The sequence below is a fragment of the Afifella sp. IM 167 genome (genome assembly GCF_020144925.1).
Lineage (GTDB): Bacteria > Pseudomonadota > Alphaproteobacteria > Rhizobiales > Afifellaceae > Afifella.
Window position 1 is genome coordinate 148464 of the sequence record NZ_NSLC01000001.1, and the last position, 23560, is coordinate 172023.

The window sequence follows — 23560 nt, forward strand, 5'->3', positions numbered from 1 at the left end:
TCCTTAGATCTGCATCCGTGCGAGTTCCTGATAGGCCTGGACGACCTTGTCGCGGATCGCGAGCGCCGCCTGCAGCGTCTGCTCCGCCGCCATGACCGCCGAGACGACGTCCTGCACCGCCGCGCGGCCTTCCAGACCGGAGATCGCCGTCGCCTCGCCGGCCTTCAGCGTGCCGATCGCATCGCTCGACATATTGGCAAGGACGGTGCCGAAATCGCTGCCCGGCGCGGAAGCGGCGGACGGGGCGGCGGGAGCGGCCGTGCCGCCCACGGCATTCACGCCGCCGACCAGCGACGTGATCGAACCGACAGGATTGACCATTATGAACTCCTCAGAAGATCGATGGTGGCGCTGAACATGGCGCGGACCTGTTTCATCATCTGCAGATTGGCTTCGTAGGACCGGGTGGCCTCGCGCATGTCGGCCATCTCCATGATCATGTTGACGTTCGGCATCTTCACGTCGCCGTTCTCGTCCGCCGCCGGATGCTCCGGATCGTGTTCCAGGCGGAAGGGCGCGTCGTCGGTGCCGACCGTCTTGACCCGCACGCTGGCGCCGCCGCTCGTGCGGTCGTAGATCGTCTCGAAGGAAATGGTCTTGCGCGAATAAGGGTCGCCCCCCGGCGTGGTGCTGGTCGACTGCGCGTTGGCGATGTTTTCCGAGACGACGCGCAGGCGCGTCGACTGGGCGCGCAGGCCGGCGGCGGAGATCTGCGAGGCGCTTGCGAGCGGATCCATCACGAACCTGACTTCATGCTGGAGAGCAGCATGCGGTGGAAAGATTTCACGACGCTGGTGTTCAGCATGAAGGCGCGATTGACCTCGCCGGCCTTCACCATCTCCTCGTCGAGGCTGACGGAATTGCCGGAATAGTGGACGTTCCAGGTGTCGCGCTGGACATCGGGGCTCGTCCCGGCGGCGGCGCCGGAAATATCGAGGTGGTTCGCCTGTGTCTTGGCCATGACGAGATGCGTGGAATCGAGAACGGTCTCGAACGGCTCAACATCGCGCGCGGCAAAGCCGGGCGTGTTCGCGTTCGCGACATTCCCGCTGATCACGGTCTGACGAATGGATGCCCACTGCGCGTGCCGCGCGGCAAGGTCGAAGAGGTGGACGGGCTGCAATTCGGTCCTCCGTTGCGCTCGACGGAAGACACCTAAGCGGCGAGCCTTGCACGAAGCTGGTGCCCGGCCCCCTTCAGGGGCTCAGAGCCTCAGGCGTCGGTGCGCGACAGGTCCGCAACGGCGCGCACGAAGAGCTCGTAGCTCTCCTGCGGCTCGGCAGGCGCGTCGCGGTAGGAGATGCCGGAAATGTCGACGCCGACGAAGTCGCTGTTGAAGACGAGCTCGAACTTGGCGGTGAGCGAATCGTGCACGAACTCCATGCCGAGCGTGATCGCCATGCGGCTCTGGGGATCGATCTCCACGGCCGCCCGCCGCCCGTAGCGCAACAGCTCGGGATGGCGGAGCGATTCCATCGACGATTCCAGAATGTCGCGAAGGTTCGCGTCCGACTTGGAGAAAATGTACGAAGCCATGATGCCGCAATTGACGAGATAGATCTCGGCCATGAACGGCTTCAGCGTCTCCCCGAGCATGCGCTCGCAGGTGACGAACTGATGAGCGTTCTCCTCGCCCTTCTGCAGGACGAAAGAGCCGTCAGCGTGCTGCATGGGAATCCCGCGCATAGATGTAGTGAAGGAGCTTGGCCACGGCGACGTAGAATTCCGCCGGGATCCATTGATCGACCTCGACCGCCTTGTAGAGGGCGCGCGCCAGCGGCTTGTCCTCGACGATCGGAATATTGTGCTTGTCCGCGATCTCGCGGATCTTGAGGGCGACGAGATCGGCGCCCTTGGCCACCACCATCGGCGCGCCGCCCTCCTGGCGATCGTAGCGGATGGCGATCGCGTAATGGGTCGGGTTGGCGATCACCATCGTGGCGGGCGGCACCGCCGCCATCATGCGATGGCGGGCGCGCTCGCGGGCGATGGAGCGCAGGCGTCCCTTGACGATCGGATCGCCCTCGGCCTGCTTGAACTCTTCCTTGAGCTCCTGCTTGCTCATCCTGAGGTCGGTGCGCCAGCGCACGCGCGACCAGACGAGATCGGCCGCCACCAGCACGATCGTCGCCACGCAGATGGAAGCGACGAGGCGCACGGAGATCGACAGGATCAACGCCGGCATCTGCGTGGGGTCCGTATACATGGCTGCTGCCAGGGCGCTCTGATCCGCTCGGATGATGATGAGGGCGACGAAGCCCACGGCGACGAACTTGAAGAGGGACTTGGCGAACTCCACCAGGCCCTGCTTGCCGAACAGCTTCTCCCAGCCCTTCGTCGGGCTGAGGCGCGACCATTGCGGCTTGATACGTTCCAGGACGAGGCTCGGCGCGTTCTGGAAAAGCGATCCGGCAAGGCCGAAGACGCCAAGCACCGCGATCACCGGAATGATCGTCTTTCCGCTTTCCAAAGCGACGCGCCACAGAAGGTGGATGGTCTCCGTCCCGTTCGCCAGCGAGAAGGCGCCGGGATCGTCGATGAAGTGGACGAGCAGGTTGGTCAGCTCGACGACACGGCTCTGGATGAGGAGGGACAGGACGACGAGGATTGCCAGCATGGAGGCGAAGACGGTCGCCTCCCGCGAGAAAGGCGTGTTGCCCTTCTCGATCGCGTCAGAGATCTTCTTCTCTGTCGGCTCTTCGGTTTTGCTTTCCTTGTCCTCCTCTGACATGAGCGGTCGCGCCTACATGATGTAGGCGTCTTCCTCGCCATCCGAGCTGAGCTCGATCTCTCCCTTGCCGGCCATGTCGAGCGCCATGTCGGTGATCGCCCTGCGTGCCTCGGCCACCTCGCGCTGCGAAGCCGGCTCGCTGGAATTCAGCTCCTGCTCCACCATGCGCCGCACGCGCGAGGAGAGCGAGGAGAGGATGACCTCGCGGAACTCCGCATCGGTGCCCTTGAGGCCCATCACCACCTTGTCGGTCGGCGCGCGGTCGAAGAGCGCCGTGCGCGCCTTCGGCGTGATCTTGATGATGTCGTCGAAGGTGAAGAGGAGGCTCTTCAGGATCTCGGCCGATTTTGGGCGCGTTTCCGCCAGGCTCTCCAGCACGCCCTCCATGTGCTCGCGCTCCATCTTGTTGACGATGTCGGCCATCTTGGCGTGGCTGTCGGCGCCCATGTTTCGCGAGAAGTTCATCATGAAGTCCTCGTGGATGACGCGCTCGATGACGCGCATCGTGTCCTCCACGATCGGCTTGAAGCCGAGCATCCGGCGCATCAGCTGGTTGCGCAGCTCGGCGGGCAGATGTCCCATGACCTTGGCCGCGCAGCTCGGCTTCACCTTCGACAGGATCAGCGCCGCCGTCTGCGGATGCTCCTTCATGATATAGTTGGCGATCAGGTTCTCCGAGACACCGGACATGCGGTCCCAGACGGAGCGGCTGGCATTGCCGAGCACATCGGCCATGATGTCGCCGATCTGGTCGGGCGGCAGGACGCCTTCCAGCATCCTCTCCACGTCGCCGGCATTGCCGACGAGATTGGCGCCGCCGGCGAACTGGCCGGCGAATTCCTCGATCAGGGTCTCGATCTGCTGGGGCGGAACGCCTTTCAGCTGCGCCACGGAACGCGTGACGACACGGATCTCCTCAGGCTCGAAATGCTTCATCACCCGCGTTGCGGCGGGCTTGCCCATGGTCATGAGCAAGGCCGCGACACGGTCCGCCCCCTGCAGGCGGCGCATCGGAGGCATCTTGGCAGCAGGCGCGGCCATCCTGGTTCACTCAGCTGTTGATGTCCGCGCCCGCCGGGCTGACGAGTTCCGTCAGCGAGACGCCGAAGCGCGAATTGTCGTCTTCCACCACCACGACTTCGCCGCGGGCGATGACCCGCCCGTTGACGACGACCTCGACGGGCTCGCCGACGCGGTGATCGAGCGGCACGATGGCGCCGCGGCCGAGCTTCATCAGGCTGGCGACCGGCATCGTCGCCGAGCCGAGCACCACCTGCATCTGCACGGGAATGCGCATGACGGAGCCGAGATTGCGGCGCGAGCCGAAAGTCTCGTTCTTGGAGGCGCGGGCTGCCGATGCCTCGGCCTCATAGGCTTCTTCGCCACCAGCGAGGTTCTCGCTGATCTCGTCCTGCATATCCTTGACCGGATTGGTCGACATTTTGGTCTCCGCACTCAATGTCAGGCGTCGAAGCCGGCCGTGCGACGCCGCACGGTCTCAGGCTGCGAACGGCCAAGCTTGCCGTCGATGATGGCGAGGAGACCGTTGGCCTCCTCGATACGCTCTCCGAGGAGATGGGCGACGTTGTGCCCCTCGCCGTTCAGCCGGGCGACCGCGTCGTGCGCCGCGTCGAGCGCCCGCGACGTCTCCGACAGGATGCGCTGATAGTCGGCGTGATAGGCATCCAGGCGCCTCAGCCGGAAATGCAGCATGAGGGCCACGGCGCTGGTGGCGGCGAGCGCCACCAGGAGCAGCGGCTCAACGAGCGAGAATATCATTGAGGAACTCCTGTTCGGGGTCGAACACTTCGTCGACCCGCAGCGTGTAGGTGCCGTCCGCCTGCCCCAGCTCGCACCAGAAGAGCGGCTGTTCGTTGCTTTCCAGCTTGATCCGGCTGCGCGGCCCGGCATGCAGGTCGAGCACCTGCCCCACCTTGAAGTTGGCGACGTCGCCGAGATCGATCATCCATTCTTCCATCACGGCGCGCAGCGGCACCGTGGTCTTTTCGACCTCGTTGCGGATCTGCTTCGACCAGACCGGATCGCCGGCGTTGGATTCGCCGGTCAGCACGCGCGACAGCGCCTGGCGCATCGGCGTCAGCGCCGATTGCGGGATGATCACGAACATCTCGCCGCCGCGCCCGAGCGCCTGCAGGAGGAAGTTCGCCACCACGGCCATGTTGTTGCGCCGGCCGATGACGGCGAAGTCCATGCGGCTTTCCTGCCGCTCGAACTTGAACGGCGTGTCGGAGACGAGAGCGAAGGATTGCTGCAGCGCCTTGCCGGCGAGCTCGAACAGCATCTCGCAGATGCGCATCTCGATCGTGGAGAAGGAGCGATCGTCGTCGAAGGGCGGCTCGGAGCCGTCCGCGCCGAAGAGGATCTCCACCATCGAGAAGATGAAGTCGCGGTCGAAGCCGACGATGATGTGGTTGTCCCAGGCGGGAGCGTGAAAGATGCCGGCGATCGCCGTCATCTCGTAGCGCTCCAGGATATCGCCGATGCGCCCGCTCTCCACGTTGGAGAGGGAGTAGTAGGCCTGCGAGGCTGCCAGGTGGCGCAGATTGTCCGCGCAGAATGTCGCCATTCTGTCGAAGATGATCTGCAGCATCGGCAGCTTGTCGAGCGACAGGCCAGCCGCGTCGAGCAGCATGTCGCGGATGTCGGTGGAAGCTTCGTTCATGTCTTATGCCGCCTGCTTCTGCTGGGCTGGCGCCGCCGATGAAGAGGGCGTGTTGGAAATCGCCTCGCTCTCCACCTCGTCGATGGTGGGGCGCTCCTTGGAGGAGATCGTCTTGCGTCCGTGCTCGAGCGCGACCTGCGGCAGAGCGCCGTTCATGAAGGCGATCAGCGTCTGCTTGACGATGACGTAGGGCTGGCACTGGGATTCGCGCAGCACCTTCATCTTGTGCGCCAGCGGCGAGAAGATCGCATAGGACGAGAAGATGCCGACGAAGGTCCCGATGAGGGCCGAGCCGATATAATGGCCGAGGATCTCCGGCGACTGGTCGATGGCGCCCATGGCCTTCACGATGCCGAGCACGGCGGCGCAGATGCCGATCGCCGGCAGCGCTTCCGCCATCGTGCCGATCGCCCCCGACGACTTCACCTTGTGCTTCTTGATGGTGGAGATTTCCTGCTCCATCAGCCCTTCGATCTCGTGCGAGCGGGCATTGCCGATGATGATGAGGCGGACGTAGTCGCAGATGTACTGCGTCAGTTCCTTGTCCTTCAGGATCGCCGGAAAGTGCTGGAAGAGCACCGAATTGGCCGGATCGTCGATATGCGCCTCAACCTCGTTGCGCGGCCGCGTTCTGAGGTCGCGCATCAGCGCGAAGAGGAGGCTGAGGAGGCCGAGATAGTCCTTGCGCTTCGGCGAGGTGCCCTTCAGCACCTCCAGGATCCCCGCGCCGGCGTCCTTGATGACGCCGAACGTGTTGGCGATGATGAAGGTCCCGAGGGCGATGCCCAGGATGATGACGTACTCCCACGGCTGCCAGATAACGCCGACATGGCCGCCCATGGCCATGAAGCCGCCGAGCAGCGAACCGATACCGATGATCAAGCCGATGAGGACGGCCACGGGCAATGCTCCGGCGGGTTGTTTCGTGTCGTCAACCAAGTCGCTCATGTGGCTTGTGCGAAGCTTGGGTTACCGGCCGGGTGCCGGCGCCGGGCGCGAGCGGCGCGTCGGTCAGTCTCATGCAAGCTTCGGGTCCTAGCCTGACCGCGATCATGAGGGGCCGATGGTATCCACCTACGTCACATATCAGCGCATCGCCGCGAACCTGGACCAGTCGCTGACCCTGACAGCGTCCAAAAAGTCCGTGCAGCTGGAGAGCGACTACTACCTGTCGAAGATCGGCGACGTGAAATCGGTCGAGGAATTCCTCGGCGACACACGCCTCTTCAAATTCGCGATGACCGCCTTCGGACTGGAGGACATGGCCTATGCCAAGGGCATGATCCGCAAGGTTCTGGAAGAAGGCGTCTCCGACCCGACGAGCTTCGCCAACCGGCTGAACGACGACCGCTTTCTGGATCTGGCGACCGTCTTCGACTTCACCACGAACGGCGAGAACACGACGGCCACCACGGCCGCCCGGCAGGGCGTGGTCGACAAATACGTGCGCCAGACGATGGAAGTGAATGCCGGCGAGGAAAACGACGGCGTCCGCCTCGCCCTCTACTTCCAGCGCGCCGCGCCGAAGGTGGAATCCGCCTATGGCCTACTGGCCGACGACGCGCTGTGGGAGGTGGTCAAGACCGTCTACGGCTTCCCGGACGAGATGGCGAACGCCGACATCGACAAGCAGGCGGCCGCCGTCGAAAAGCGCCTCGACATCGAGGATCTGAAGGATCCGGAAAAGCTTGCCCAGCTCCTCGTCCGCTTCACCAACATGTGGGACGTGACGCAGAACGTGGAGCCCTCTCCCATTCTCAATCTCTTCACGAACTCCAGCACGCCTTCGATCGGGCTCGACCTCGTCATGACCCTTCACAATCTCAAGCACGGCGGAGGCTGAGACATGTCCTCGAGCGTCTATGTCGGGCTGTCCGGCCAGGTTGCGCTGGACCGCCGCATGACAACGATTGCCAACAACGTCGCGAACATGAACACGCCCGGCTTCCGCGCCGAGGAAGTGAAGTTCGACAGCATCATGTCGAAGGCCGGCCCGCGGGAAGTCGCCTTCGCCTCCGATGGCGACACCTTTCTGTCCCGCCGCGCCGGGCCGGTGAAACTCACCGGCAACCCGCTGGACGTGGCCATCAAGGGCGATGGATGGTTCGGCATCTCGACGCCGTCCGGCAACGTCTACACGCGCGACGGCCGCTTCCAGATCACCGAGAACGGCGATCTTCTGAGCTCGGCCGGCTACCCGGTCCTCGATCCCGGCGGCTCGGCGATCATTCTCAATCCGGCGGGCGGCGAAATCACCATCGGCAACGACGGCGCCATCTCGCAGGGCGGCAAGCAGGTGAGCTCCATCGGCCTCTTCGCCATCGCCGAAGACGCCGATCTCGCCCGCTTCGAAAATTCCGGCGTCGTCCCCTCAAAGCCGGCAGAGCCCGTTGCGGACATGACCTCCAACGGCGTGCGCCAGGGTTTCCTGGAGGGCGCGAACGTCAATCCGATCATGGAGATGACGCGGCTCGTCATGCTCTCGCGCGCCTTCGAGAGCGCCGCCTCGGCGATCGAGCAGGGCGAATCCACCGAGACCCAGGCGATCCGCCAGCTCGGCGCCTCCAGCTAGGCGCCGGACCGCTGATGACCGCCGGAGCCTGAGCCATGCATGCCCTTTCGCGCCTGAAGACGGCGATCGACAGCGCCTTCGTGGAAATGCCGCTCCTGCGCATCGGCGGCGTCGTCACCGAGGTCTCGCCGACCTATTGCCGGGTCTCCGGCCTGTCGCCCTTTCTCCGGCTCGGCGAGCGCGTCAGCTTCCATGATGGCGCGCGCACGGCGATCGGCGAAGTCATGCGCATCGACGAGGAAGGCGCGACGGTCAAGCCCTTCGAGGCGCGCATGACCTTCGGCATCGGCACCCAGGCATGGCGGGCCGGCCCCGTCAGTCTCGCCCCCCTCCCCGCCTGGAAGGGTCGCGTCATCAACGCCGTCGGAGAGCCGGTCGACGGCCTCGGCCCGCTCGCCCATGGGGAGAAGGCGGTACCGGTCGACGCCGAGCCGCCCAAGGCGATGACGCGCGCGCGCGTCCAGCGCCCGCTCGTCACCGGCGTCAAGGCGATCGACATCTTCACCCCGATCTGCGAGGGCCAGCGCATCGGCATCTTCGCCGGTTCCGGCGTCGGCAAGTCGACGCTGCTTTCCATGCTGGCCCATGCCGACAGCTTCGACACGGTCGTCGTCGCCCTTGTCGGCGAGCGCGGCCGCGAGGTGCGCGAATTCCTGGAAGGGGCGCTCGCCGCCAATCGCAGCCGCTCCGTCACCGTCGTCGCCACCGGCGACGAGGGCCCGATGATGCGCAGGCTGGCGCCGCTCTCGGCCATGGCCATCGCCGAATATTTCCGTGACCGCGGCGATTCCGTCCTCCTCATCGTCGATTCCGTCACCCGCTACGCCCATGCCGCGCGCGACGTCGCGCTGGCGGCCGGCGAGCCGGCGGTGGCGCGCGGCTATGCGCCGAGCGTCTTCTCCGACCTGCCCAAGCTTCTGGAGCGTGCCGGCCCCGGCGCCGAGGGCACCGGGGCAATCACCGGCATCTTCGCCGTCCTCATCGACGGCGACGACCACAACGACCCGGTCGCCGATGCGATCCGCGGCACGCTGGACGGCCATGTGGTGCTCGACCGCGCCATCGCCGACCAGGGCCGCTACCCGGCGATCAACCTCCTCGGCTCGATCTCGCGCCTGGCCAACCTGGCCTGGAAGCCCGAGCAGCGCGAGCTGGTGCGCAACCTGCGCACGCTGATCTCCCGTTTCGAGGACACGCGCGACCTGCGCCTCATGGGCGGCTACCAGGCCGGCGCCGATCCGGAGATCGACCGCGCCGTCGCCATGGTGCCGCGCATCTACGAGGCGCTCCGGCAGGATCCGGGCCATCCACCGGCGAAGGACGCCTTCGCCGACCTCGCCGCGCTTCTGCGCCCGCAGGCGCAGCCGGCCGGCGACAGCTTCACGCAAGCTCGCCAAGGTTAGCTCCGGGCGAATTCAGCTTAGTCAGAGGGAATAGGCGCGATGAGTCTTTACGGCGTGCTGCGCACGGGCGTTTCCGGCATGAACGCACAGTCCAACCTTCTCGGCACCGTTGCCGACAACATCGCCAATTCCGGCACCACCGGCTACAAGCGGGCGAGCGTCGAGTTCTCCAGCCTGCTCCTGCAGAGCGGCCACGGCAACTATTCCTCCGGCGCCGTCGTCTCGGAAGTTCGCCACTCGATCAGCGACCGCGGCCCGCTCGCCTACACCACCTCCGACACCGACCTTGCCATCCAGGGCGACGGCTTCTTCGTGGTCAACGACGCCACCGGCACCCCGTACCTGACGCGGGCCGGCTCCTTCACCCTCGACGGATCTTCCGGCAACCTCGTCAATTCGGCGGGCTACACGCTGATGGGCTACGACCTCTCGGGCGGCGCCGCGAGCGGCGTCCTCAACGGCTACGCCAACCTCGTGCCGATCAACATGTCGTCGATGACCATGCGCGCGGCGCCCTCCACCATCGGCGAGTTCATGGCCAACCTGCCCTATAAGGCGGCCCCGGTGACGGGCGACCTTCCCAGCGCCAATCTCGGCACCTCGACCTACTCCGAAAAGGCCTCCATCCTGGCCTATGACAACGTCGGCAACGAGGTGACGCTCGACATCTACATGACAAAGACCGCCACCTCCCCCGATACCTGGGAGTACTCGGTCTTCGACCAGTCGCAGGCGACCTCCGGCGGCTTTCCCTACGCCTCCGGCCCGCTAACGACCGCCAACTTCACCTTCGACGCGACCGGCAAGCTGAGCGGGGCGACATCCTTCAGCTTCACCGTGCCGAACGGTCAGACGCTGACCATGGACATCACCGGCACTACCCAGCTTGCCGAGAGCTACACGCCGGTCAACGTCGGGGTCGACGGCAATGCCCCGGCCTCGCTCGACGGCATCACGATTTCCGACGACGGCGTCGTCTACGCCAATTATTCCAACGGCGCCGTGACCCCGACCTTCCGTCTGCCGCTCGCCGACGTGCCGAGCCCGGACAAGCTGAAGGTCCTGCCCGGCAACGTCTTCGCCGTGACGCCGGATTCCGGTGACGTGCGCATCGGCTTCCCGAACGAGGCAGGCCTCGGCTCGATGGTGTCGGGCGCGCTCGAGCAGTCCAACGTCGACATGGCCTCCGAACTGACCGAGATGATCGTCGCCCAGCGCGACTACACCGCGAACTCCAAAGTCTTCCAGACAGGCTCGGAGCTGCTGGAAGTCCTCATGAACCTCAAGCGCTGATCCAGCTGAACTCTTCTGAAGGACCGGCGGCTACGCCGGAGGTGGGCACATGAGTCTGACGGCCGCGTTGAACACAGCGCGCTCCTCGCTTGCCGCGACGAGCGCGCAGATCTCGGTCTCCAGCCGCAACGTCTCCGGCGCGAGCGACCCCACCTATTCGCGCAAGCTCGCGCCCACCATCACCAATCCGGACGGCTCGGCCCGGGTGGTGCAGGTCTCCCGCGCCACCGACAGCGCCCTTTACTTCACCATGCTCTCGGCGACCTCCAAGGCCGCCGGCCAGGAGGCGATCGCAAGCGGCCTGGAGCAGCTCTCCGCCACGATCGGCGACCCGCAGGCCGACCAGTCGCCGGCCGGCAGGCTGTCGGCGCTCACCACGGCGCTTCAGCAGTTTGCCAACGAGCCCGATTCCCAGGCGCTCGCCGAACGCGTGCTGATGCAGGCGGGCGAGCTCGCCAGCACGGTCAACAACGCGGCGCAGACGGTTCAGAAGGTGCGCCAGACCGCCGACGCGGACATCTCCGCCTCGGTGACCAACATCAACGAGCTGCTTTCCCGCTTCGAAAAGCTCAACAACCAGGTCGTCCAGGGCACTTTCGCCGGTCGAGACATCAGCGACGCGCTCGACCAGCGCGACGCCGTGCTGTCGTCGCTGTCGGAAGAGATGGGCGTCTCTGTCGTCTCGCGCGCCAACAACGACATGGTGATCTACACCGACAGCGGCGTGACGCTCTTCGAGACCCGCGCCCGCACGGTGACCTTCCAGCCCTCGAACGGCCTCACGCCGGGCGTGGCGGGCAATGCCGTCTATATCGACGGCGTGCAGGTGACCGGCGCCGGCGCCACGATGCCGCTGCGCGGCGGCGCGCTCCACGGCCTCTCGGAGCTGCGCGACACCGTCGCCGGCACCTACGAGGCGCAGCTGGACGAGCTTGCCCGCGGCCTCGTGGAAGCCTTCGCCGAGACGGATCAGATCGCCAGCGGCCAGCCCGACGCGGCCGGCCTGTTCACCTGGGATGGCGGCCCGGCGGTCCCCGCCAGCGGCACGCGCGCCGCCGGCATCGCCCTGACGCTGAAGGTCAACCCGTCCGCCGACCCGGTCGCCGGCGGCAACCTCGACACGCTGCGCGACGGCGGCATGAGCGGCGCCGCCTATGTCTACAACACCAGCGGCGCGGCGGCGTTCGGAGACCGGCTCGACGCCCTTTCCGACGCGCTTTCGGCCGATCGCAGCTTCGACGGCGCGAGCCGCCTGCAGGCGACGCAGAACCTCCTCGACTTCTCCACCTCCTCCGCCGGCTGGCTGGAAGGCCAGCGCTCCAGCGTGTCGGCCGATCTGGACTATCAAAAGACGCTGGTCTCCCACGCTTCCGACGCCCTTTCCAACGCCACCGGCGTCAACCTCGACGACGAATACGCGCTGCAGCTCCAGCTGGAACGCAGCTACGCGGCCGCCTCCAAGCTCTTCGGCGTCGTCGCCGATCTCTTCGACACGCTGATGCAGAACGTGAGGTAGTCACCCATGAAGACGACCTTCGTATCCACCTATTCGCAGGCCAGCAATCTGCGGGCCGCCCTGCCGAAGATCCAGTCGGAGCTCGCCAAGGCGGCAACCGAGGTCTCCACGAGCCGCCATGCCGATATCGGCCTGACGCTCGGTCGCGAGACCTCGCGCACGCTCTCGCTCAGGCACGAATTCGCCGCCATCGAGGCCTATGTCGATTCCAACGCCATCACTGCGGGCCAGCTCCAGCGCACCCAGGTGGCGCTCCAGTCGCTCCTCGACGGCGCCAACAGCTATCTGCAGGACCTGGTCTCCTCGCCGGATCCTTCCGGTACGGTCACCCAGCTGACCGACAGCGCCCAGCACAATCTCGAGGTCTTCCAGCAGCTGGTGAATTCCTCCGGCGACGGCCAGCAGCTCTTCGGCGGCATCAACTCCGGCGTGCCCCCGCTCGCCGATTACGAGACGACGCAGAAGCTGGCGATCGACACGGCGTTCTCGACCTTCTTCGGCATCGCCATGCCCAATCCGCAGGACGACCCGGCCGTCGGCTCGATCACCGCCGCGGACATGAAGACCTTCCTGGAGGGCGACTACGCCGCCCTCTTCGAGGATCCGGCATGGACGACCAACTGGTCTTCCGCTTCCAGCACCAACACGACCTCCAGCATCTCTCCCAGCGAGGAGGTCGAATCCTCGGTGAACGCCAACGAGCCAGCCTTGCGCAAGCTCGCCATGGCCTACTCGATGATGGCGGATCTGGGAGGTGCGAACCTTTCCGACGAAGCTCTCGAGGTGGTGGCCCAGAAGTCCCGCGAGGCCGTGGGCGAAGCAATCTTCTACCTCGGAAACATGCAGAGCCGTGTCGGCTTCGCCGAGGCGCGGATCGAATCCGCCACACAGAGGATCAAGCTTGAGAAGGACGTGATTCAGACGAACATCAATACGCTGGAAGGTGTCGATCCGATAGATGCGAAGGTTCGCTTCGATTCACTCACCACCCAGCTGGAAATGTCCTACGCGCTGACCTCAAAGATACTGAGCCTCAGCATGATCAATTACGCATAGCGGTGGGTAGTGCGACGATGTACACGTTTTCTTACGCGGAAATTCTGGACGAATCCGGCGACGAGAGCCGGGGACGGGAGCAGGTCGCGCTCGACGAGGCCCTGGAGCTTCTGACGGTCGCAGAAGCCCGCGGCCCGCGCTCGGTCGAGGCGCAGGACGCCATCCGCTACATCCAGAAGCTCTGGAACTTCCTCATCGCCGATCTCGCCAGCCCGCAGAACGCGCTGGCCGATCAGCTGCGTGCCGACCTCATCTCCATCGGCATCTGGGTCATCCGCGAGGCCGACCGCATCCTCAACGATCCGACCCGGACCTTCCAGGCGCTCATCGAGGTCAACAGGACGATCAGGGACGGATTGAAATGACCACCATGCAGATCTCTCTCCGGCCGGGCCAGAAGCTCTTCCTGAACGGCGCAGTCGTCCGCGTCGACCGCAAGGTGACGCTGGAGCTCATGAACGACGCGACCTTCCTCCTCGACAACCATGTCATGCAGCCGAACGAGACCACGACGCCGCTGCGCCAGCTCTATTTCGTCGTGCAGACGATGCTGATCGATCCGGCGACGGCCGATGCGACGGGCAAGCTCTTCAAGGAGATGCATGCCGCGGTCAGCGACATTTTCCACAGCCGGCCGGTCCAGTCCGGCCTTGCCGAGGTCGGCGAGCTCGTTGAGCGCGGGCGCGTCTTCGACGCGCTCCGGGCGCTCCGCAACCTCTTCCCCGTCGAGGCGAGCGTGCTGGCCGCGCGCGCCGAGGCCAAGGCAGAGGCCGCCTAGCGGCCAAAAACGGCCGGAGGGTGGGCCTCCGGTCGCCAATAAAGGACGGCAGACGATGACTTCGACCTCCGGCGTCTCGGGCGGCGCTTCCACGGCCGGCCAGTCCGCGACCAGCGGCACGACGGCGACGACCGACTACGACGCCTTCCTGAAGCTCCTGGTGACGCAGCTCAAGAACCAGGACCCGACGAAGCCGATGGATTCCACCGAGTACATGGCCCAGCTCGCCACGTTCTCCCAGGTGGAGCAGTCGATCACGACCAACACCAAGCTCGACAGCCTTTTGACGAGCTCGGCCATCGAGCAGGCCAACCAGATGATCGGCCGCACGCTCACTTCCGCCGACGGCTCCGTCTCCGGCGAGGTGAAGTCCGTGCGCATCGTCTCCGGGGGCCTCGTCGCCAATCTCGCCGACGGCTCGCAGCTCGAGGTCGGGGCCGGCACGGTCGTCAGCTGAGATGAACGAGGCAGACGCGTTCGAGATCGTGCGCGGCGCCATCTGGACGATCGTCGTCGCCGCCGGCCCGGCGGTCGGCGCGGCCATGCTGGTGGGCATCGCCATCGCGCTCTTCCAGGCACTGACGCAGGTGCAGGAGATGACGCTGACCTTCATTCCGAAGATCCTCGTCATCCTGCTGATGACGGCGATCAGCGCACCCCTCATCGGCTCGCAGATCTACTCCTTCACCAGCGAGGTCTACGGGCACATCGGAGACGGCTTCTAGGCCGTCGCGCATTTTCAGCGCCGTCCGCCGGGCGGCGCCATGGTGGGCAGAGGTAGGAACATGGCCGACACATTCGTCGTCGGAGCCGGCGCCGAGGAGCGCCGCTCCAGCCGGGATCTCGGCTTCGCAGCCCTGATCGTCGGCATCCTGACGGTCCTGTTCCTGCCGATTCCGACCTTCCTGATCGATTTCGGCCTGGCGCTTTCCATCGCCTTCTCGGTGCTCATCCTGATGGTCGCGCTGTGGATCCAGAAGCCTCTGGAATTCTCCGCCTTTCCGACGGTGCTGCTCATCGCCACGATGCTGCGCCTGTCGCTCGGCATCGCCACAACGCGCCTCATCCTCGCCCAGGGCGACCAGGGCGTGATGGCCGCCGGCCATATCATCAACGGCTTTTCCAAGTTCGTCATGGGCGGCGACTTCGTCATCGGCATCGTCGTCTTCCTCATCCTCGTCACGGTGAACTTCCTCGTCATCACCAAGGGTGCGACGCGCATCGCCGAGGTCGGCGCCCGCTTCACCCTCGACGCCATCCCCGGCAAGCAGATGGCGATCGATGCCGACCTGTCCGCCGGCCTCATCGACGACAAGGAGGCACAGTTCCGCCGCCGCGAGCTGGAGGAGGAAAGCGCCTTCTTCGGCTCCATGGACGGCGCCTCGAAATTCGTGCGCGGCGAGGCGATCGCCAGCCTGATCATCATCGCCGTCAACATCTTCGGCGGCATCGTCATCGGCACGACGCGGCACGGCATGCCGCTCGGCGAGGCGGCCGACGTCTTCACCCGCCTGTCCGTCGGCGACGGCCTCGTCTCCCAGATCCCCGCCCTCATCGTCTCGCTGGCCGCCGGCCTGCTCGTTTCCAAGGGCGGGACCAAGGGGCGCGCGGAGGTCGCGGTCTTCGGCCAGCTCGGCGCCTATCCGCGCGCGCTCATGGTCGCCGCCACGCTGATGATCGTCCTCGCCCTCGTGCCGGGCATGCCGCTCGTTCCCTTCGCCGCGCTCGGCGGCTTCCTCGCCTTCATCGGCTATTCGATCCCCCGCCAGCAGGCGGAACTGCGCAAGATCGAGGAAGAGAAGACCGCCAAGGCCAAGCGGGAGGCCGAATATGCGGCGCAGAACTCGGTCAAGGAATCGCTGAAGACCCACGAGATCGAGCTCGCCATCGGCAAGCAGCTTGCCGCCCAGATCCTGCGCGATCCGACCGAGATCGCCCACCGCGTCGCCCGCATGCGCCGCAAGTTCGCACAGCAGTACGGCTTCGTCGTTCCGGAGATCAAACTGACGGAGAGCCTCAACGCGCCCTCCAAGAGCTACGAGATCCGCATCCACGGCGCCGTCTTCGCGACCCAGGAAATGCGCATCGGAGAGATGCTGGTCGTCACCGGCGACACGCACAAGCCGGACGTGCCGGGCGACGAGGTGCGCGAGCCGGCCTTCGGCATGAAGGCGATGTGGATTTCCGACGCCTTCATCGCCGAAGTGAAGCGCGAGGGCTTCACCCCGATCGACAACCTTTCGGTCGTCCTCACCCATGTGAGCGAGGTCATCCGCAACAACCTCGCCCAGCTTCTTTCCTACAAGGACGTGCGCTCGCTGATCGACCGGCTGGAGCCGGAGTACAAGCGCCTCATCGACGACATCTGCCCGAGCCAGATCACCTATTCCGGCCTCCAGGCGGTGCTGAAGCTGTTGCTTGCCGAGCGGGTCTCGATCCGCAACCTCAACCTCATCCTGGAGGCCGTGGCGGAGATCGTTCCCCATGCCCGCCGCGCCGAGCAGATTGCCGAGCATGTGCGCATGCGCATGGCCCAGCAGCTCTGCGGCGACCTCGCAAGGGGCGGGGTGGTCAGCGTCCTGCGCCTCGGCAGCCGCTGGGACCTGGAATTCCACCAGGCGCTGAAGCGCGACGCCAAGGGCGAGGTGGTGGAGTTCGACATCGATCCGCGCCTCGTGGAGGAATTCGCCGGTCAGGCCGCCGAGGTCATCCGCCAGCGCATGGCCGAGACCGAAAGCCTCGTCCTCGTCACCGCCCCCGACGCGCGCATGTATGTGCGCATGATCGTGGAGCGGATGTTCCCCTCCCTGCCCGTCCTCTCGCATCTGGAGATCGCGCGCGGCATCGAGATCAAGTCGCTCGGATCGATATCGTGAGCGGCATTGGCTCCGAAACCGTTCTCGGCGCCTTCCTGATCTTCTGCCGCATCGGCGCCTGCCTGATGCTGGTGCCGGGCTTTTCCTCCTCGCGCATCCCGATGCGCGTGCGCCTTTTCGTGGCGATGGCGGTGAGCCTTGCCCTCTCCCCGCTCCTCATCGAACAGGTCGGCCCGCTGGTCGCCGCCGGCACCGCGCCGAGCGCCCTACTGGGATCGATTGGCTCCGAACTCCTGATCGGCTTCATGATCGGTCTGCTTGGCCGGCTCTTCTTCATGGCGCTGGAGTTCATCGCCGTCGCCGCCAGCCAGGCGATGGGGCTCGCCGTGATGCCCGGCATCAGCGTCACCGACGACGAGCAGATGCCGCCGATCGCCTCACTCTTTTCGCTGACGGCCGTCACCATCATGTTCGTGACCAATCAGCACTGGCTGCTTCTGGGCGGCCTCGTCGATTCCTATACGACGCTGAAGCCCGCGCTCGGCTTCCAGGCCCAGGCCAGTCTCATCAGCGTCGTCGACCAGCTCTCGGCGGTGTTCTTCCTGGCGCTGAGGATCGGCAGCCCGTTTCTCATCTATTCGATCCTCGTCAACTTCGCGATCGGCCTCACCAACAAGCTGAGCCCGCAGATCCCCGTCTACTTCATCGCCATGCCCTTCGTGACCGCGGGCGGCCTTCTCCTGCTGATGGTCACGGTCAACGAGTTCATGGCCAACTTCATCGACGCCTTCGGGCTCTGGCTGTCCAACGGCTAGGACGAGGCTCGCCGCCATGCAGAACCGCCGCAAGAAGATCGCCCGCATCCTGGAGGTCCGTCGCCAGATGCACCGGATCGAGGAATGGAAGCTGGCGCACATCGCGCGCCGCGGCGTCGCGCTCGGCGAAGAGCAGGTGGCGCTTGTGGAGGCCCTCAACCAGCCGGGGGACTTTCAGGCGCTCTTTGCCGATTCCCTCGCCCGCCGCCTCAACCGCCTCTCGCTGGAAGCGGCTCATGTGGCATCCGAGGAAGCCGCCCAGTCGCAGCGCCTGATGGCCGAGGCCAGGTATCTAAAGACGGCCGAGCGCCTCTCCGAAAAGGTCGAGAAGCAAGCCCGCCGCGAGAGCGAGAAGCTGGAGTTCCGGGCGATCCTGGAAACGCTCAACTCGGCCGACGACGCAAGCTCCGCGTAAGCCGGGCGCGGCATTCTTCGCGCCAAATCTCACGTCTCCCGCAAGGTGAAGCATGGCGATCAGCCCCCCATCGGACATTGTCCTGGACGTTGCGCGAGCGGCCGATCCGCTGCGCTACCAGGAAGCGACGCAGCGCCTGACGCAGATGCGCGCGGCCGCCGGCACCGGCTCCGCGGCGAGCGCGGCCGAAGCCTTCGACGCCCTGATGGACGAGACGTCCGGCGAGACGGAGGCGGCGGCCGCACCCCGGGCCCTCTCCCCTCTCCTCCAGCTTCCGACCAACCCGGCCTCGGCCCTGACGCGGCTCGCCAACTCGACCGCGCTCTCCTCCGCCACTTCCGGAATCGGCGGGGCCACCACCGGTGCCGACACCGGCACCTATCGCAGCTTCGAGGCGATGGTGCTGACCAGCTTCGTCCAGACGATGCTGCCGCAGAGCTCCTCCGGCCTCTTCGGCTCCGGCTCGGCCGGCCAGATATGGCGTTCCATGCTTGCCGAGCAGATCGCCAAGCAGATGGCCGATTCCGGCGGCGTCGGCATTGCCGACCAGCTGCAGGCCGAAACCAGGACGGCTCCCGCCCAGAAATCCGCAGGACTGATCTAAGGCATTGACATGAAAACCCTTTATTCGCTCCCCTCCGGCCCGGCCAATGCTCTGGCTGCGGCGCTTCACCGGCTTGAGGAGATCGTCGACGAAGAAAACACGGCCCTGACGGAGCGCCTCAAGGTCGACCTCGACGACATGAACCACCGCAAGAGCCGCGCCCTGCTGGAGCTGACGCGCACGGCGCGCGCCGTGCCGGTCGCCACCCTCGGCGCCGACGCCAAGGCGGCGATCCTGCGCCTGCGCGAGAAGCTGGCACGCAATTCAAGGCTGCTGGAGACCAACATCGCCGCCGTGCGCCGCGTCGCCGACCTCCTCTCCCATGCCCTGCACGAGGCCGATTCCGACGGCACCTATTCGGCCCGGGGCGCGATGACGGCATGATCAAGACCATCATGACGGGCCTGTGGGCCTGCGTCATCGCACTCCTCGCCTCCTTCTTCGCCGCCCAGTGGAAGGCCGACATCAGGCCGGCGCCCGAAGGTGCGCATCTGGAGGCGCTGGAGACGCACAAGCTGGAGCCGCTCACCGTGCCGATGATCAACGACGGCACCGTCGAGGGATACGTGCTCGCGCGCCTCGTCTTCACCGCGAACACCGGCGCGGTGCACAAGCTCTCGGTCGATCCGGCGCCCTTCGTCACCGACGAGGCGTTCAGAGAGATCTACAACAACGGCAAGATCGAATTCGGCCAGATCGCCAAGTACAACCTCGACAAGATGGTCGAAAACATCAAGGACAGCGTCAACCGGCGCCTCGGACCCGAAGTCATCGACAGCATCCTGGTCGAGGAAATCAACTATGCGGAGCATTCGGACGTCAGGAGCTGACGCCCGCCATCCGAAGAGCCGATAGCGTCCCGGTCCGCGCGGTTCGACCGACACCCTGCAGAAACAAAAGCGCTCGCCGACGGCGAGTGCTTTTCGCGTTCCATGGCCTCGCCGCACCCCGCCTTCCGCGCGTCGCGCATCGCCGTCCGGCCGCTAAACGCCTAGGCGAAAGCCACGTGCAAGGTTGCGACTCTAGGGACTCTTGCTGCGCCGTTCAGGTCTTGCGGCTCCCGCCGCTCGCCCCTCTCTCGGCGCGAGCGGCCGGGCATGAGCGCCCGCGCAGCCTCTTTCGCGGTTCGCAATATCCGGCGCGGATCGCTCGATCGGATTGAAAGACAGTGCAGGGATCCGGTGCCTCCCACGAAGCAGCCGGCCGGCGCCCGACGACTGTGCGGAGACAGAAATGTCCATCAGCAGAAAGATTTATTCCATCGTAGGCATCCTGGGCGCGACGATCCTGATCGTCGGCGGAATCGGTACCTATGCCATCAACGAGATGCACCGTACGGCGGAGGAGTTCGACCGCACCTCCACCCGCGCGCTCCTGATGGAACGCATCGGCACCTATGTGATCACGGCCAGCAAGTCCTCGAGCGGCATCTATCTCGCCGAAAGCCGGCAGGCGGTCGACAAATATGCCGACGAGATCGCCCAGACGATGAACGAGATGGACGCCGCCTATGCTCAGTTGAAGGCGTTGACGCCGCCTGACGATATCGCCGTGACGGAAAAGCTCGGGCGGAACCTTGAGGACTACCGCAACGAGCGCGCGGAGCTGGTGCGAAGGGGCCAGGAGATCAGTCCCGAAGCGGCGTACGAATTCGGCTCGAGCGAAAAGGTCCGAGGCGGTCGCAAGGAGCTTCAGGAGAGCATTCTCGAGACTGTCGACAGCGTGCGACAGGATCTCGATCCGCTGCGCGAGCACATGCTTTCTCTCAACCGCGAGATGCTCACCCTGATGGGTGTCATCGTTGCCGCGGGCCTCCTCCTGGGCGTCGGCATTGCGATTGCGATCGGCACCCGCCTGATCAGCAGACCGCTCGTGGCCGTCACCGAAACGTTGAAGAGGATCGCCGAGGGCAACCTTGACGTCGCGGTGCAGACCAAGCGCTCGCGCGACGAAATCGGCGGACTCTGGGGCACCACCGAACTGCTCCTCACCGAGCTTCGTGCGGCCGAAAGAATGCGCGCCGAGCAGGAAGAGAACGAGGCACGTGCCGCTGAAGAGAAGCACAGGATGATGAACGAACTGGCCGATCAGTTCGATGCGGAAGTCTCAAGCGTCGTGGAATCGCTCGCCGCCGCCGTCAGTCAGCTCAAGCAGTCGGCCTCGACGATGAGCTCTTCGGCCGACGAGACCAACCAGCAGTCGACCATCGTGGCGGCCGCCGCCGAGGAGGCGACGAGCAATGTGCAGACCGTGGCATCTGCCGCCGAGGAGCTTGCAGCCTCGGTTCGGGAGATCGGCCAGCAGGTCGCGATGGCGACCAATATCGCCGGCTCGGCGAACGGTCAGGCTGCGAGCACGGTGGATGTCGTCCGCTCTTTGGCCTCCAGCGCCCAGCGCATCGGCCAGGTGGTGAACCTCATCACCGATATCGCCTCGCAGACCAACCTCCTCGCGCTCAATGCCACCATCGAGGCGGCCCGGGCCGGCGAGGCCGGCAAGGGATTTGCCGTCGTCGCCATGGAGGTGAAGACCCTCGCCGAACAGACTTCCAAGGCGACGGGCGAGATCTCGCAGCAGATCGCCGCCGTCCAGGAAGCAACCAACCATGTGGTCTCGGCGATCGACGGTATCTCCGGCACGATCAAGCAGATCGACGAGATCTCCTCGGTCATCGCCTCCTCTGTCGAGGAGCAGGGCGCGGCCACCGGCGAGATCGCCCAGAACGTCCAGCAGGCCGCACAGGGCACGCAGGAGGTCTCCTCCAACATCGTCAGCGTCGCCAGGGCGGCCAACGATACGGGTCGCGTCTCCTCGGAGATCGTCGAGGCCGCCGGCGACCTCGACAGCCAGGCCGCCAGCCTGCGCACCAAGGTCGACGCCTTCATCGCGCGGGTCCGCGCCGCCTGACCGAAGGCCGGGGGCGCCGGTCCGGCCGACCGCGGCCGGCGCCCACCGCGCCACATCATCGAACCTTCCGCAGGCGCGTCCCCAGGGGCGCGCCTGCTTCCGTTTGCGCTCCCCGGCCCCGCAGTCGGCGCAAGAAACACACGCGAAAAGGGAACATTTCACAGAACGCAACCTCGCACAGCCACGTGCAAGCTTCGGTTGCTTTTAGTCAGTCCAGTTCAATTCTGGAGAATGTCATGCGTTTCAACCTGAAGGCTTCGGTGACGTCGCTCATCGCGCTGCTGATGCTTGTGATCATCGCCGAAGGTGTCCTTTGCCTGTGGAACGTGTCCTCGATCTACAAGGACGTTCAGGACCAGGCCGTTCACTGGACGCCGACCATCGACAAGGCCAACAAGCTCAACACCAACATCTCCGACCTGCGGATCTCCGAGGCGGCGATCATCCTTGCCGGCACGCCCGCGGCCCGGCGCGAAGCCGAAGCGAGCATCGCCGCGAGGCTGGAGCAGATCGCCGCCAACCGCGAGACCTACGAGACCCTCCTCATCTCGGCGGAGGAGAGCCGGCACTATGAGAAGTTCGCCACCGATTTCGAGCGCTACATGAACCTGCACGACCGCTTCCTCGCCCTGGCGGGCAGCGGTCAGACGGAAGCCGCGTCCGCCCTTTTCGCGAACGAGATGAAGACCGTCTTCGACATGCTGTCGGCCGACCTTACCAACGCCGTCGCACGCGCCAACGAGATGGCAGCGGACGAATTCGAGGCCGCCACCTCCTCCTTCAACGTCACGCGACTTGAGACCATCATCGCGCTAGTCGCCGGCGTTGCCCTGGGCGGCCTCGGCATGTGGCTTTCGGCCCGGATGGCGCGCGAGCGGGTGAGCACGATGCATGGCCTCGCCGATCGCTTCGAGGAAGAAGTCTCCGGCGTCGTGAAGTCTGTCGCTTCCGCCGTCACCCAGCTTCGCCAGAGCGCCTCCAGCATGAGCTCCTCGGCCGACGAGACCAGCCGCCAGTCGACCGTTGTGGCGGCCGCTTCGGCCCAGGCGACGGCCAACGTCCAGACCGTCGCCTCGGCGGCGGAGGAGCTTGCGGCCTCCGTCCGCGAGATCGGCCAGCAGGTCGGCACCTCGGCGAACATCGCCGGCAATGCCAACGCGCAGGCCAGCTCGACGGCAGAGACGGTCCGCTCCCTCTCCGCCAGCGCCCAGCGCATCGGCCAGGTGGTCAATCTCATCACCGACATCGCCGCACAGACCAACCTGCTCGCCCTCAACGCCACCATCGAGGCGGCGCGCGCCGGCGAAGCGGGCAAGGGCTTTGCGGTGGTCGCCATGGAAGTGAAGACGCTCGCCGAGCAGACCTCCAAGGCAACCGACGAGATCTCCCAGCAGATCACCGCCGTGCAGCAGGCGACCAGCGAGGTCGTGACGGCGATCGAGGGCATCTCCGACACGATCCGGCAGATCGACGAGATCTCCTCCGCCATCGCTTCCTCCGTCGAGGAGCAGGGCGCGGCGACCGGTGAGATCGCCCATAACGTCCAGCAGGCCGCGGAAGGCACGCAGGAGGTCTCGGCCAACATCGTCAGCGTCAGCGAAGCCGCGAACGACACTGGCCGCAGCTCTGCCGAGATCGTCCAGGCCGCGAGCGAACTCGACGGCCAGGCCACCATGCTCCGCGAGAAGGTCGACGCCTTCATCGGACGCGTGCGCGCCGCCTAGCAGCGCTTTCGCGAAAGCCCCTTCCCTTCTCAGGGTGCATATCGACAGGCGGACGCGGCATCGCGCCCGCCTGTCTTTTTAACTGCTGTAATAATAATATAAAAATCTACTGTCTGGATCGAGTACAAATTAGCTCGAACACCAGAAAGCCACACGCAAGATTGCGACTCTACCGACTCGGCGTGAAGCGCGGTTTCCGTCCGCGAAGACGATGCTGAATCGTGCCTTTCTGCCAGCACCGCCGCTC

The 23560-nt window shown here is 65.6% G+C and carries 28 protein-coding genes; 18 read left to right on the forward strand and 10 right to left on the reverse strand.

All coding sequences use genetic code 11. From position 1 onward, the window contains the following. Positions 1–3: 3 nt before the first annotated feature. The 10 genes from CLD20_RS00725 to motA form a co-directional block, all read right to left on the reverse strand. Entirely contained in the window at positions 4–321 is a 318-nt protein-coding gene (locus CLD20_RS00725) for a flagellar hook-basal body complex protein FliE (protein ID WP_224404673.1), read from the reverse strand. Continuing rightward, entirely contained in the window at positions 321–737 is a 417-nt protein-coding gene (gene flgC / locus CLD20_RS00730) for a flagellar basal body rod protein FlgC (protein WP_224404674.1), read from the reverse strand. Before flgC ends, CLD20_RS00725 begins: the two co-directional genes overlap by 1 nt. Continuing rightward, the gene (gene flgB / locus CLD20_RS00735) at positions 737–1123 is read right to left on the reverse strand and encodes a flagellar basal body rod protein FlgB (RefSeq protein ID WP_224404675.1); all 387 of its coding nucleotides are present in this window, start codon (positions 1121–1123) and stop codon (positions 737–739) included. Before flgB ends, flgC begins: the two co-directional genes overlap by 1 nt. A gap of 89 nt (positions 1124–1212) precedes the next feature. Then, positions 1213–1671 carry a hypothetical protein gene (locus CLD20_RS00740; RefSeq protein WP_224404676.1) on the reverse strand — a complete coding sequence of 153 codons (459 nt, stop codon included), beginning with the start codon at positions 1669–1671 and terminating at the stop codon, positions 1213–1215. Continuing rightward, positions 1658–2731: a flagellar biosynthesis protein FlhB gene (flhB, locus tag CLD20_RS00745; protein WP_224404677.1), complete on the reverse strand. Its 1074-nt coding sequence runs from the start codon at positions 2729–2731 to the stop codon at positions 1658–1660. Before flhB ends, CLD20_RS00740 begins: the two co-directional genes overlap by 14 nt. 12 nt (positions 2732–2743) lie before the next feature. Beyond that, on the reverse strand, positions 2744–3772 hold the full coding sequence (locus tag CLD20_RS00750; RefSeq protein WP_224404678.1) for a flagellar motor switch protein FliG: 1029 nt from the start codon (positions 3770–3772) through the stop codon (positions 2744–2746). Positions 3773–3782: 10 nt separating this feature from the next. Next, the gene (gene fliN, locus CLD20_RS00755; protein WP_224404679.1) at positions 3783–4190 is read right to left on the reverse strand and encodes a flagellar motor switch protein FliN; all 408 of its coding nucleotides are present in this window, start codon (positions 4188–4190) and stop codon (positions 3783–3785) included. A gap of 2 nt (positions 4191–4192) precedes the next feature. Continuing rightward, a complete protein-coding gene (locus CLD20_RS00760; RefSeq protein ID WP_224404680.1) occupies positions 4193–4510 on the reverse strand; it encodes a hypothetical protein in 318 nt (105 codons plus the stop codon). After that, the gene (locus tag CLD20_RS00765) at positions 4491–5414 is read right to left on the reverse strand and encodes a flagellar motor switch protein FliM (protein WP_224404681.1); all 924 of its coding nucleotides are present in this window, start codon (positions 5412–5414) and stop codon (positions 4491–4493) included. The genes CLD20_RS00760 and CLD20_RS00765 overlap by 20 nt, the downstream gene beginning before the upstream one ends. Positions 5415–5417: 3 nt before the next feature. Beyond that, the gene (motA, locus tag CLD20_RS00770; protein WP_224404682.1) at positions 5418–6314 is read right to left on the reverse strand and encodes a flagellar motor stator protein MotA; all 897 of its coding nucleotides are present in this window, start codon (positions 6312–6314) and stop codon (positions 5418–5420) included. Positions 6315–6477: 163 nt separating this feature from the next. Between motA and CLD20_RS00775 the strand changes: the two genes are divergently transcribed. The 18 genes from CLD20_RS00775 to CLD20_RS00860 all read left to right on the forward strand — a co-directional run bounded on the left by CLD20_RS00775 (position 6478) and on the right by CLD20_RS00860 (position 23313). Then, positions 6478–7257, forward strand: a complete 780-nt coding sequence (locus CLD20_RS00775; RefSeq protein WP_224404683.1) for a DUF1217 domain-containing protein — start codon at positions 6478–6480, stop codon at positions 7255–7257. Positions 7258–7260: 3 nt separating this feature from the next. Continuing rightward, positions 7261–7986, forward strand: a complete 726-nt coding sequence (flgF, locus tag CLD20_RS00780) for a flagellar basal-body rod protein FlgF (protein WP_224404684.1) — start codon at positions 7261–7263, stop codon at positions 7984–7986. Positions 7987–8021: 35 nt separating this feature from the next. Then, positions 8022–9389: a flagellar protein export ATPase FliI gene (gene fliI, locus CLD20_RS00785; RefSeq protein WP_224404685.1), complete on the forward strand. Its 1368-nt coding sequence runs from the start codon at positions 8022–8024 to the stop codon at positions 9387–9389. Between the two features lie 39 nt (positions 9390–9428). Next, positions 9429–10682: a flagellar hook protein FlgE gene (locus CLD20_RS00790; protein ID WP_224404686.1), complete on the forward strand. Its 1254-nt coding sequence runs from the start codon at positions 9429–9431 to the stop codon at positions 10680–10682. 49 nt (positions 10683–10731) lie between these two features. Beyond that, the gene (gene flgK, locus CLD20_RS00795) at positions 10732–12198 is read left to right on the forward strand and encodes a flagellar hook-associated protein FlgK (protein ID WP_224404687.1); all 1467 of its coding nucleotides are present in this window, start codon (positions 10732–10734) and stop codon (positions 12196–12198) included. A 6-nt stretch (positions 12199–12204) separates the two neighbouring features. Then, positions 12205–13254 (forward strand): flagellar hook-associated family protein, encoded by a 1050-nt coding sequence (locus tag CLD20_RS00800; protein ID WP_224404688.1) that lies wholly within the window; start codon positions 12205–12207, stop codon positions 13252–13254. A 17-nt stretch (positions 13255–13271) separates the two neighbouring features. Then, positions 13272–13619, forward strand: a complete 348-nt coding sequence (gene flaF, locus CLD20_RS00805) for a flagellar biosynthesis regulator FlaF (RefSeq protein WP_224404689.1) — start codon at positions 13272–13274, stop codon at positions 13617–13619. Then, positions 13616–14032: a flagellar biosynthesis repressor FlbT gene (gene flbT, locus CLD20_RS00810; RefSeq protein ID WP_224404690.1), complete on the forward strand. Its 417-nt coding sequence runs from the start codon at positions 13616–13618 to the stop codon at positions 14030–14032. The genes flaF and flbT overlap by 4 nt, the downstream gene beginning before the upstream one ends. A 55-nt stretch (positions 14033–14087) precedes the next feature. Continuing rightward, positions 14088–14489 (forward strand): flagellar hook assembly protein FlgD, encoded by a 402-nt coding sequence (flgD, locus tag CLD20_RS00815; protein ID WP_224404691.1) that lies wholly within the window; start codon positions 14088–14090, stop codon positions 14487–14489. 1 nt (position 14490) lies between these two features. Next, on the forward strand, positions 14491–14757 hold the full coding sequence (gene fliQ / locus CLD20_RS00820; protein ID WP_224404692.1) for a flagellar biosynthesis protein FliQ: 267 nt from the start codon (positions 14491–14493) through the stop codon (positions 14755–14757). A gap of 60 nt (positions 14758–14817) precedes the next feature. Further along, positions 14818–16908: a flagellar biosynthesis protein FlhA gene (gene flhA, locus CLD20_RS00825; RefSeq protein WP_224404693.1), complete on the forward strand. Its 2091-nt coding sequence runs from the start codon at positions 14818–14820 to the stop codon at positions 16906–16908. Beyond that, positions 16905–17663, forward strand: coding sequence for a flagellar biosynthesis protein FliR (fliR, locus tag CLD20_RS00830; protein WP_224404694.1), 759 nt, complete (start codon positions 16905–16907; stop codon positions 17661–17663). The genes flhA and fliR overlap by 4 nt, the downstream gene beginning before the upstream one ends. A 16-nt stretch (positions 17664–17679) precedes the next feature. Further along, positions 17680–18078 carry a hypothetical protein gene (locus CLD20_RS00835; protein WP_224404695.1) on the forward strand — a complete coding sequence of 133 codons (399 nt, stop codon included), beginning with the start codon at positions 17680–17682 and terminating at the stop codon, positions 18076–18078. A 52-nt stretch (positions 18079–18130) separates the two neighbouring features. Next, the gene (locus CLD20_RS00840) at positions 18131–18682 is read left to right on the forward strand and encodes a rod-binding protein (protein WP_224404696.1); all 552 of its coding nucleotides are present in this window, start codon (positions 18131–18133) and stop codon (positions 18680–18682) included. Between the two features lie 9 nt (positions 18683–18691). Then, on the forward strand, positions 18692–19066 hold the full coding sequence (locus CLD20_RS00845) for a flagellar protein FlgN (protein WP_224404697.1): 375 nt from the start codon (positions 18692–18694) through the stop codon (positions 19064–19066). Then, entirely contained in the window at positions 19063–19512 is a 450-nt protein-coding gene (locus CLD20_RS00850; protein ID WP_224404698.1) for a hypothetical protein, read from the forward strand. The genes CLD20_RS00845 and CLD20_RS00850 overlap by 4 nt, the downstream gene beginning before the upstream one ends. 403 nt (positions 19513–19915) lie before the next feature. After that, positions 19916–21589 carry a methyl-accepting chemotaxis protein gene (locus CLD20_RS00855; RefSeq protein ID WP_224404699.1) on the forward strand — a complete coding sequence of 558 codons (1674 nt, stop codon included), beginning with the start codon at positions 19916–19918 and terminating at the stop codon, positions 21587–21589. Positions 21590–21825: 236 nt separating this feature from the next. After that, positions 21826–23313 (forward strand): methyl-accepting chemotaxis protein, encoded by a 1488-nt coding sequence (locus CLD20_RS00860; RefSeq protein WP_224404700.1) that lies wholly within the window; start codon positions 21826–21828, stop codon positions 23311–23313. The last annotated feature ends 247 nt before the right edge of the window (positions 23314–23560 follow it).

Bases quoted from the DNA above. Each gene is read 5' to 3' on its own strand.
- CLD20_RS00725 (WP_224404673.1), bottom strand. From the start codon at position 321: ATGGTCAATCCTGTCGGTTCGATCACGTCGCTGGTCGGCGGCGTGAAT.
- flgF (WP_224404684.1), top strand. From the start codon at position 7,261: ATGTCCTCGAGCGTCTATGTCGGGCTGTCCGGCCAGGTTGCGCTGGAC.
- flhA (WP_224404693.1), top strand. From the start codon at position 14,818: ATGGCCGACACATTCGTCGTCGGAGCCGGCGCCGAGGAGCGCCGCTCC.
- CLD20_RS00800 (WP_224404688.1), top strand. From the start codon at position 12,205: ATGAAGACGACCTTCGTATCCACCTATTCGCAGGCCAGCAATCTGCGG.
- flhB (WP_224404677.1), bottom strand. From the start codon at position 2,731: ATGTCAGAGGAGGACAAGGAAAGCAAAACCGAAGAGCCGACAGAGAAG.
- CLD20_RS00750 (WP_224404678.1), bottom strand. From the start codon at position 3,772: ATGGCCGCGCCTGCTGCCAAGATGCCTCCGATGCGCCGCCTGCAGGGG.
- CLD20_RS00775 (WP_224404683.1), top strand. From the start codon at position 6,478: ATGGTATCCACCTACGTCACATATCAGCGCATCGCCGCGAACCTGGAC.
- fliQ (WP_224404692.1), top strand. From the start codon at position 14,491: ATGAACGAGGCAGACGCGTTCGAGATCGTGCGCGGCGCCATCTGGACG.
- flgC (WP_224404674.1), bottom strand. From the start codon at position 737: ATGGATCCGCTCGCAAGCGCCTCGCAGATCTCCGCCGCCGGCCTGCGC.
- CLD20_RS00760 (WP_224404680.1), bottom strand. From the start codon at position 4,510: ATGATATTCTCGCTCGTTGAGCCGCTGCTCCTGGTGGCGCTCGCCGCC.
- flgK (WP_224404687.1), top strand. From the start codon at position 10,732: ATGAGTCTGACGGCCGCGTTGAACACAGCGCGCTCCTCGCTTGCCGCG.
- CLD20_RS00860 (WP_224404700.1), top strand. From the start codon at position 21,826: ATGCGTTTCAACCTGAAGGCTTCGGTGACGTCGCTCATCGCGCTGCTG.
- CLD20_RS00850 (WP_224404698.1), top strand. From the start codon at position 19,063: ATGATCAAGACCATCATGACGGGCCTGTGGGCCTGCGTCATCGCACTC.
- flbT (WP_224404690.1), top strand. From the start codon at position 13,616: ATGACCACCATGCAGATCTCTCTCCGGCCGGGCCAGAAGCTCTTCCTG.
- CLD20_RS00855 (WP_224404699.1), top strand. From the start codon at position 19,916: ATGTCCATCAGCAGAAAGATTTATTCCATCGTAGGCATCCTGGGCGCG.
- CLD20_RS00845 (WP_224404697.1), top strand. From the start codon at position 18,692: ATGAAAACCCTTTATTCGCTCCCCTCCGGCCCGGCCAATGCTCTGGCT.
- CLD20_RS00765 (WP_224404681.1), bottom strand. From the start codon at position 5,414: ATGAACGAAGCTTCCACCGACATCCGCGACATGCTGCTCGACGCGGCT.
- CLD20_RS00835 (WP_224404695.1), top strand. From the start codon at position 17,680: ATGCAGAACCGCCGCAAGAAGATCGCCCGCATCCTGGAGGTCCGTCGC.
- CLD20_RS00840 (WP_224404696.1), top strand. From the start codon at position 18,131: ATGGCGATCAGCCCCCCATCGGACATTGTCCTGGACGTTGCGCGAGCG.
- CLD20_RS00790 (WP_224404686.1), top strand. From the start codon at position 9,429: ATGAGTCTTTACGGCGTGCTGCGCACGGGCGTTTCCGGCATGAACGCA.
- flgD (WP_224404691.1), top strand. From the start codon at position 14,088: ATGACTTCGACCTCCGGCGTCTCGGGCGGCGCTTCCACGGCCGGCCAG.
- fliI (WP_224404685.1), top strand. From the start codon at position 8,022: ATGCATGCCCTTTCGCGCCTGAAGACGGCGATCGACAGCGCCTTCGTG.
- flaF (WP_224404689.1), top strand. From the start codon at position 13,272: ATGTACACGTTTTCTTACGCGGAAATTCTGGACGAATCCGGCGACGAG.
- CLD20_RS00740 (WP_224404676.1), bottom strand. From the start codon at position 1,671: ATGCAGCACGCTGACGGCTCTTTCGTCCTGCAGAAGGGCGAGGAGAAC.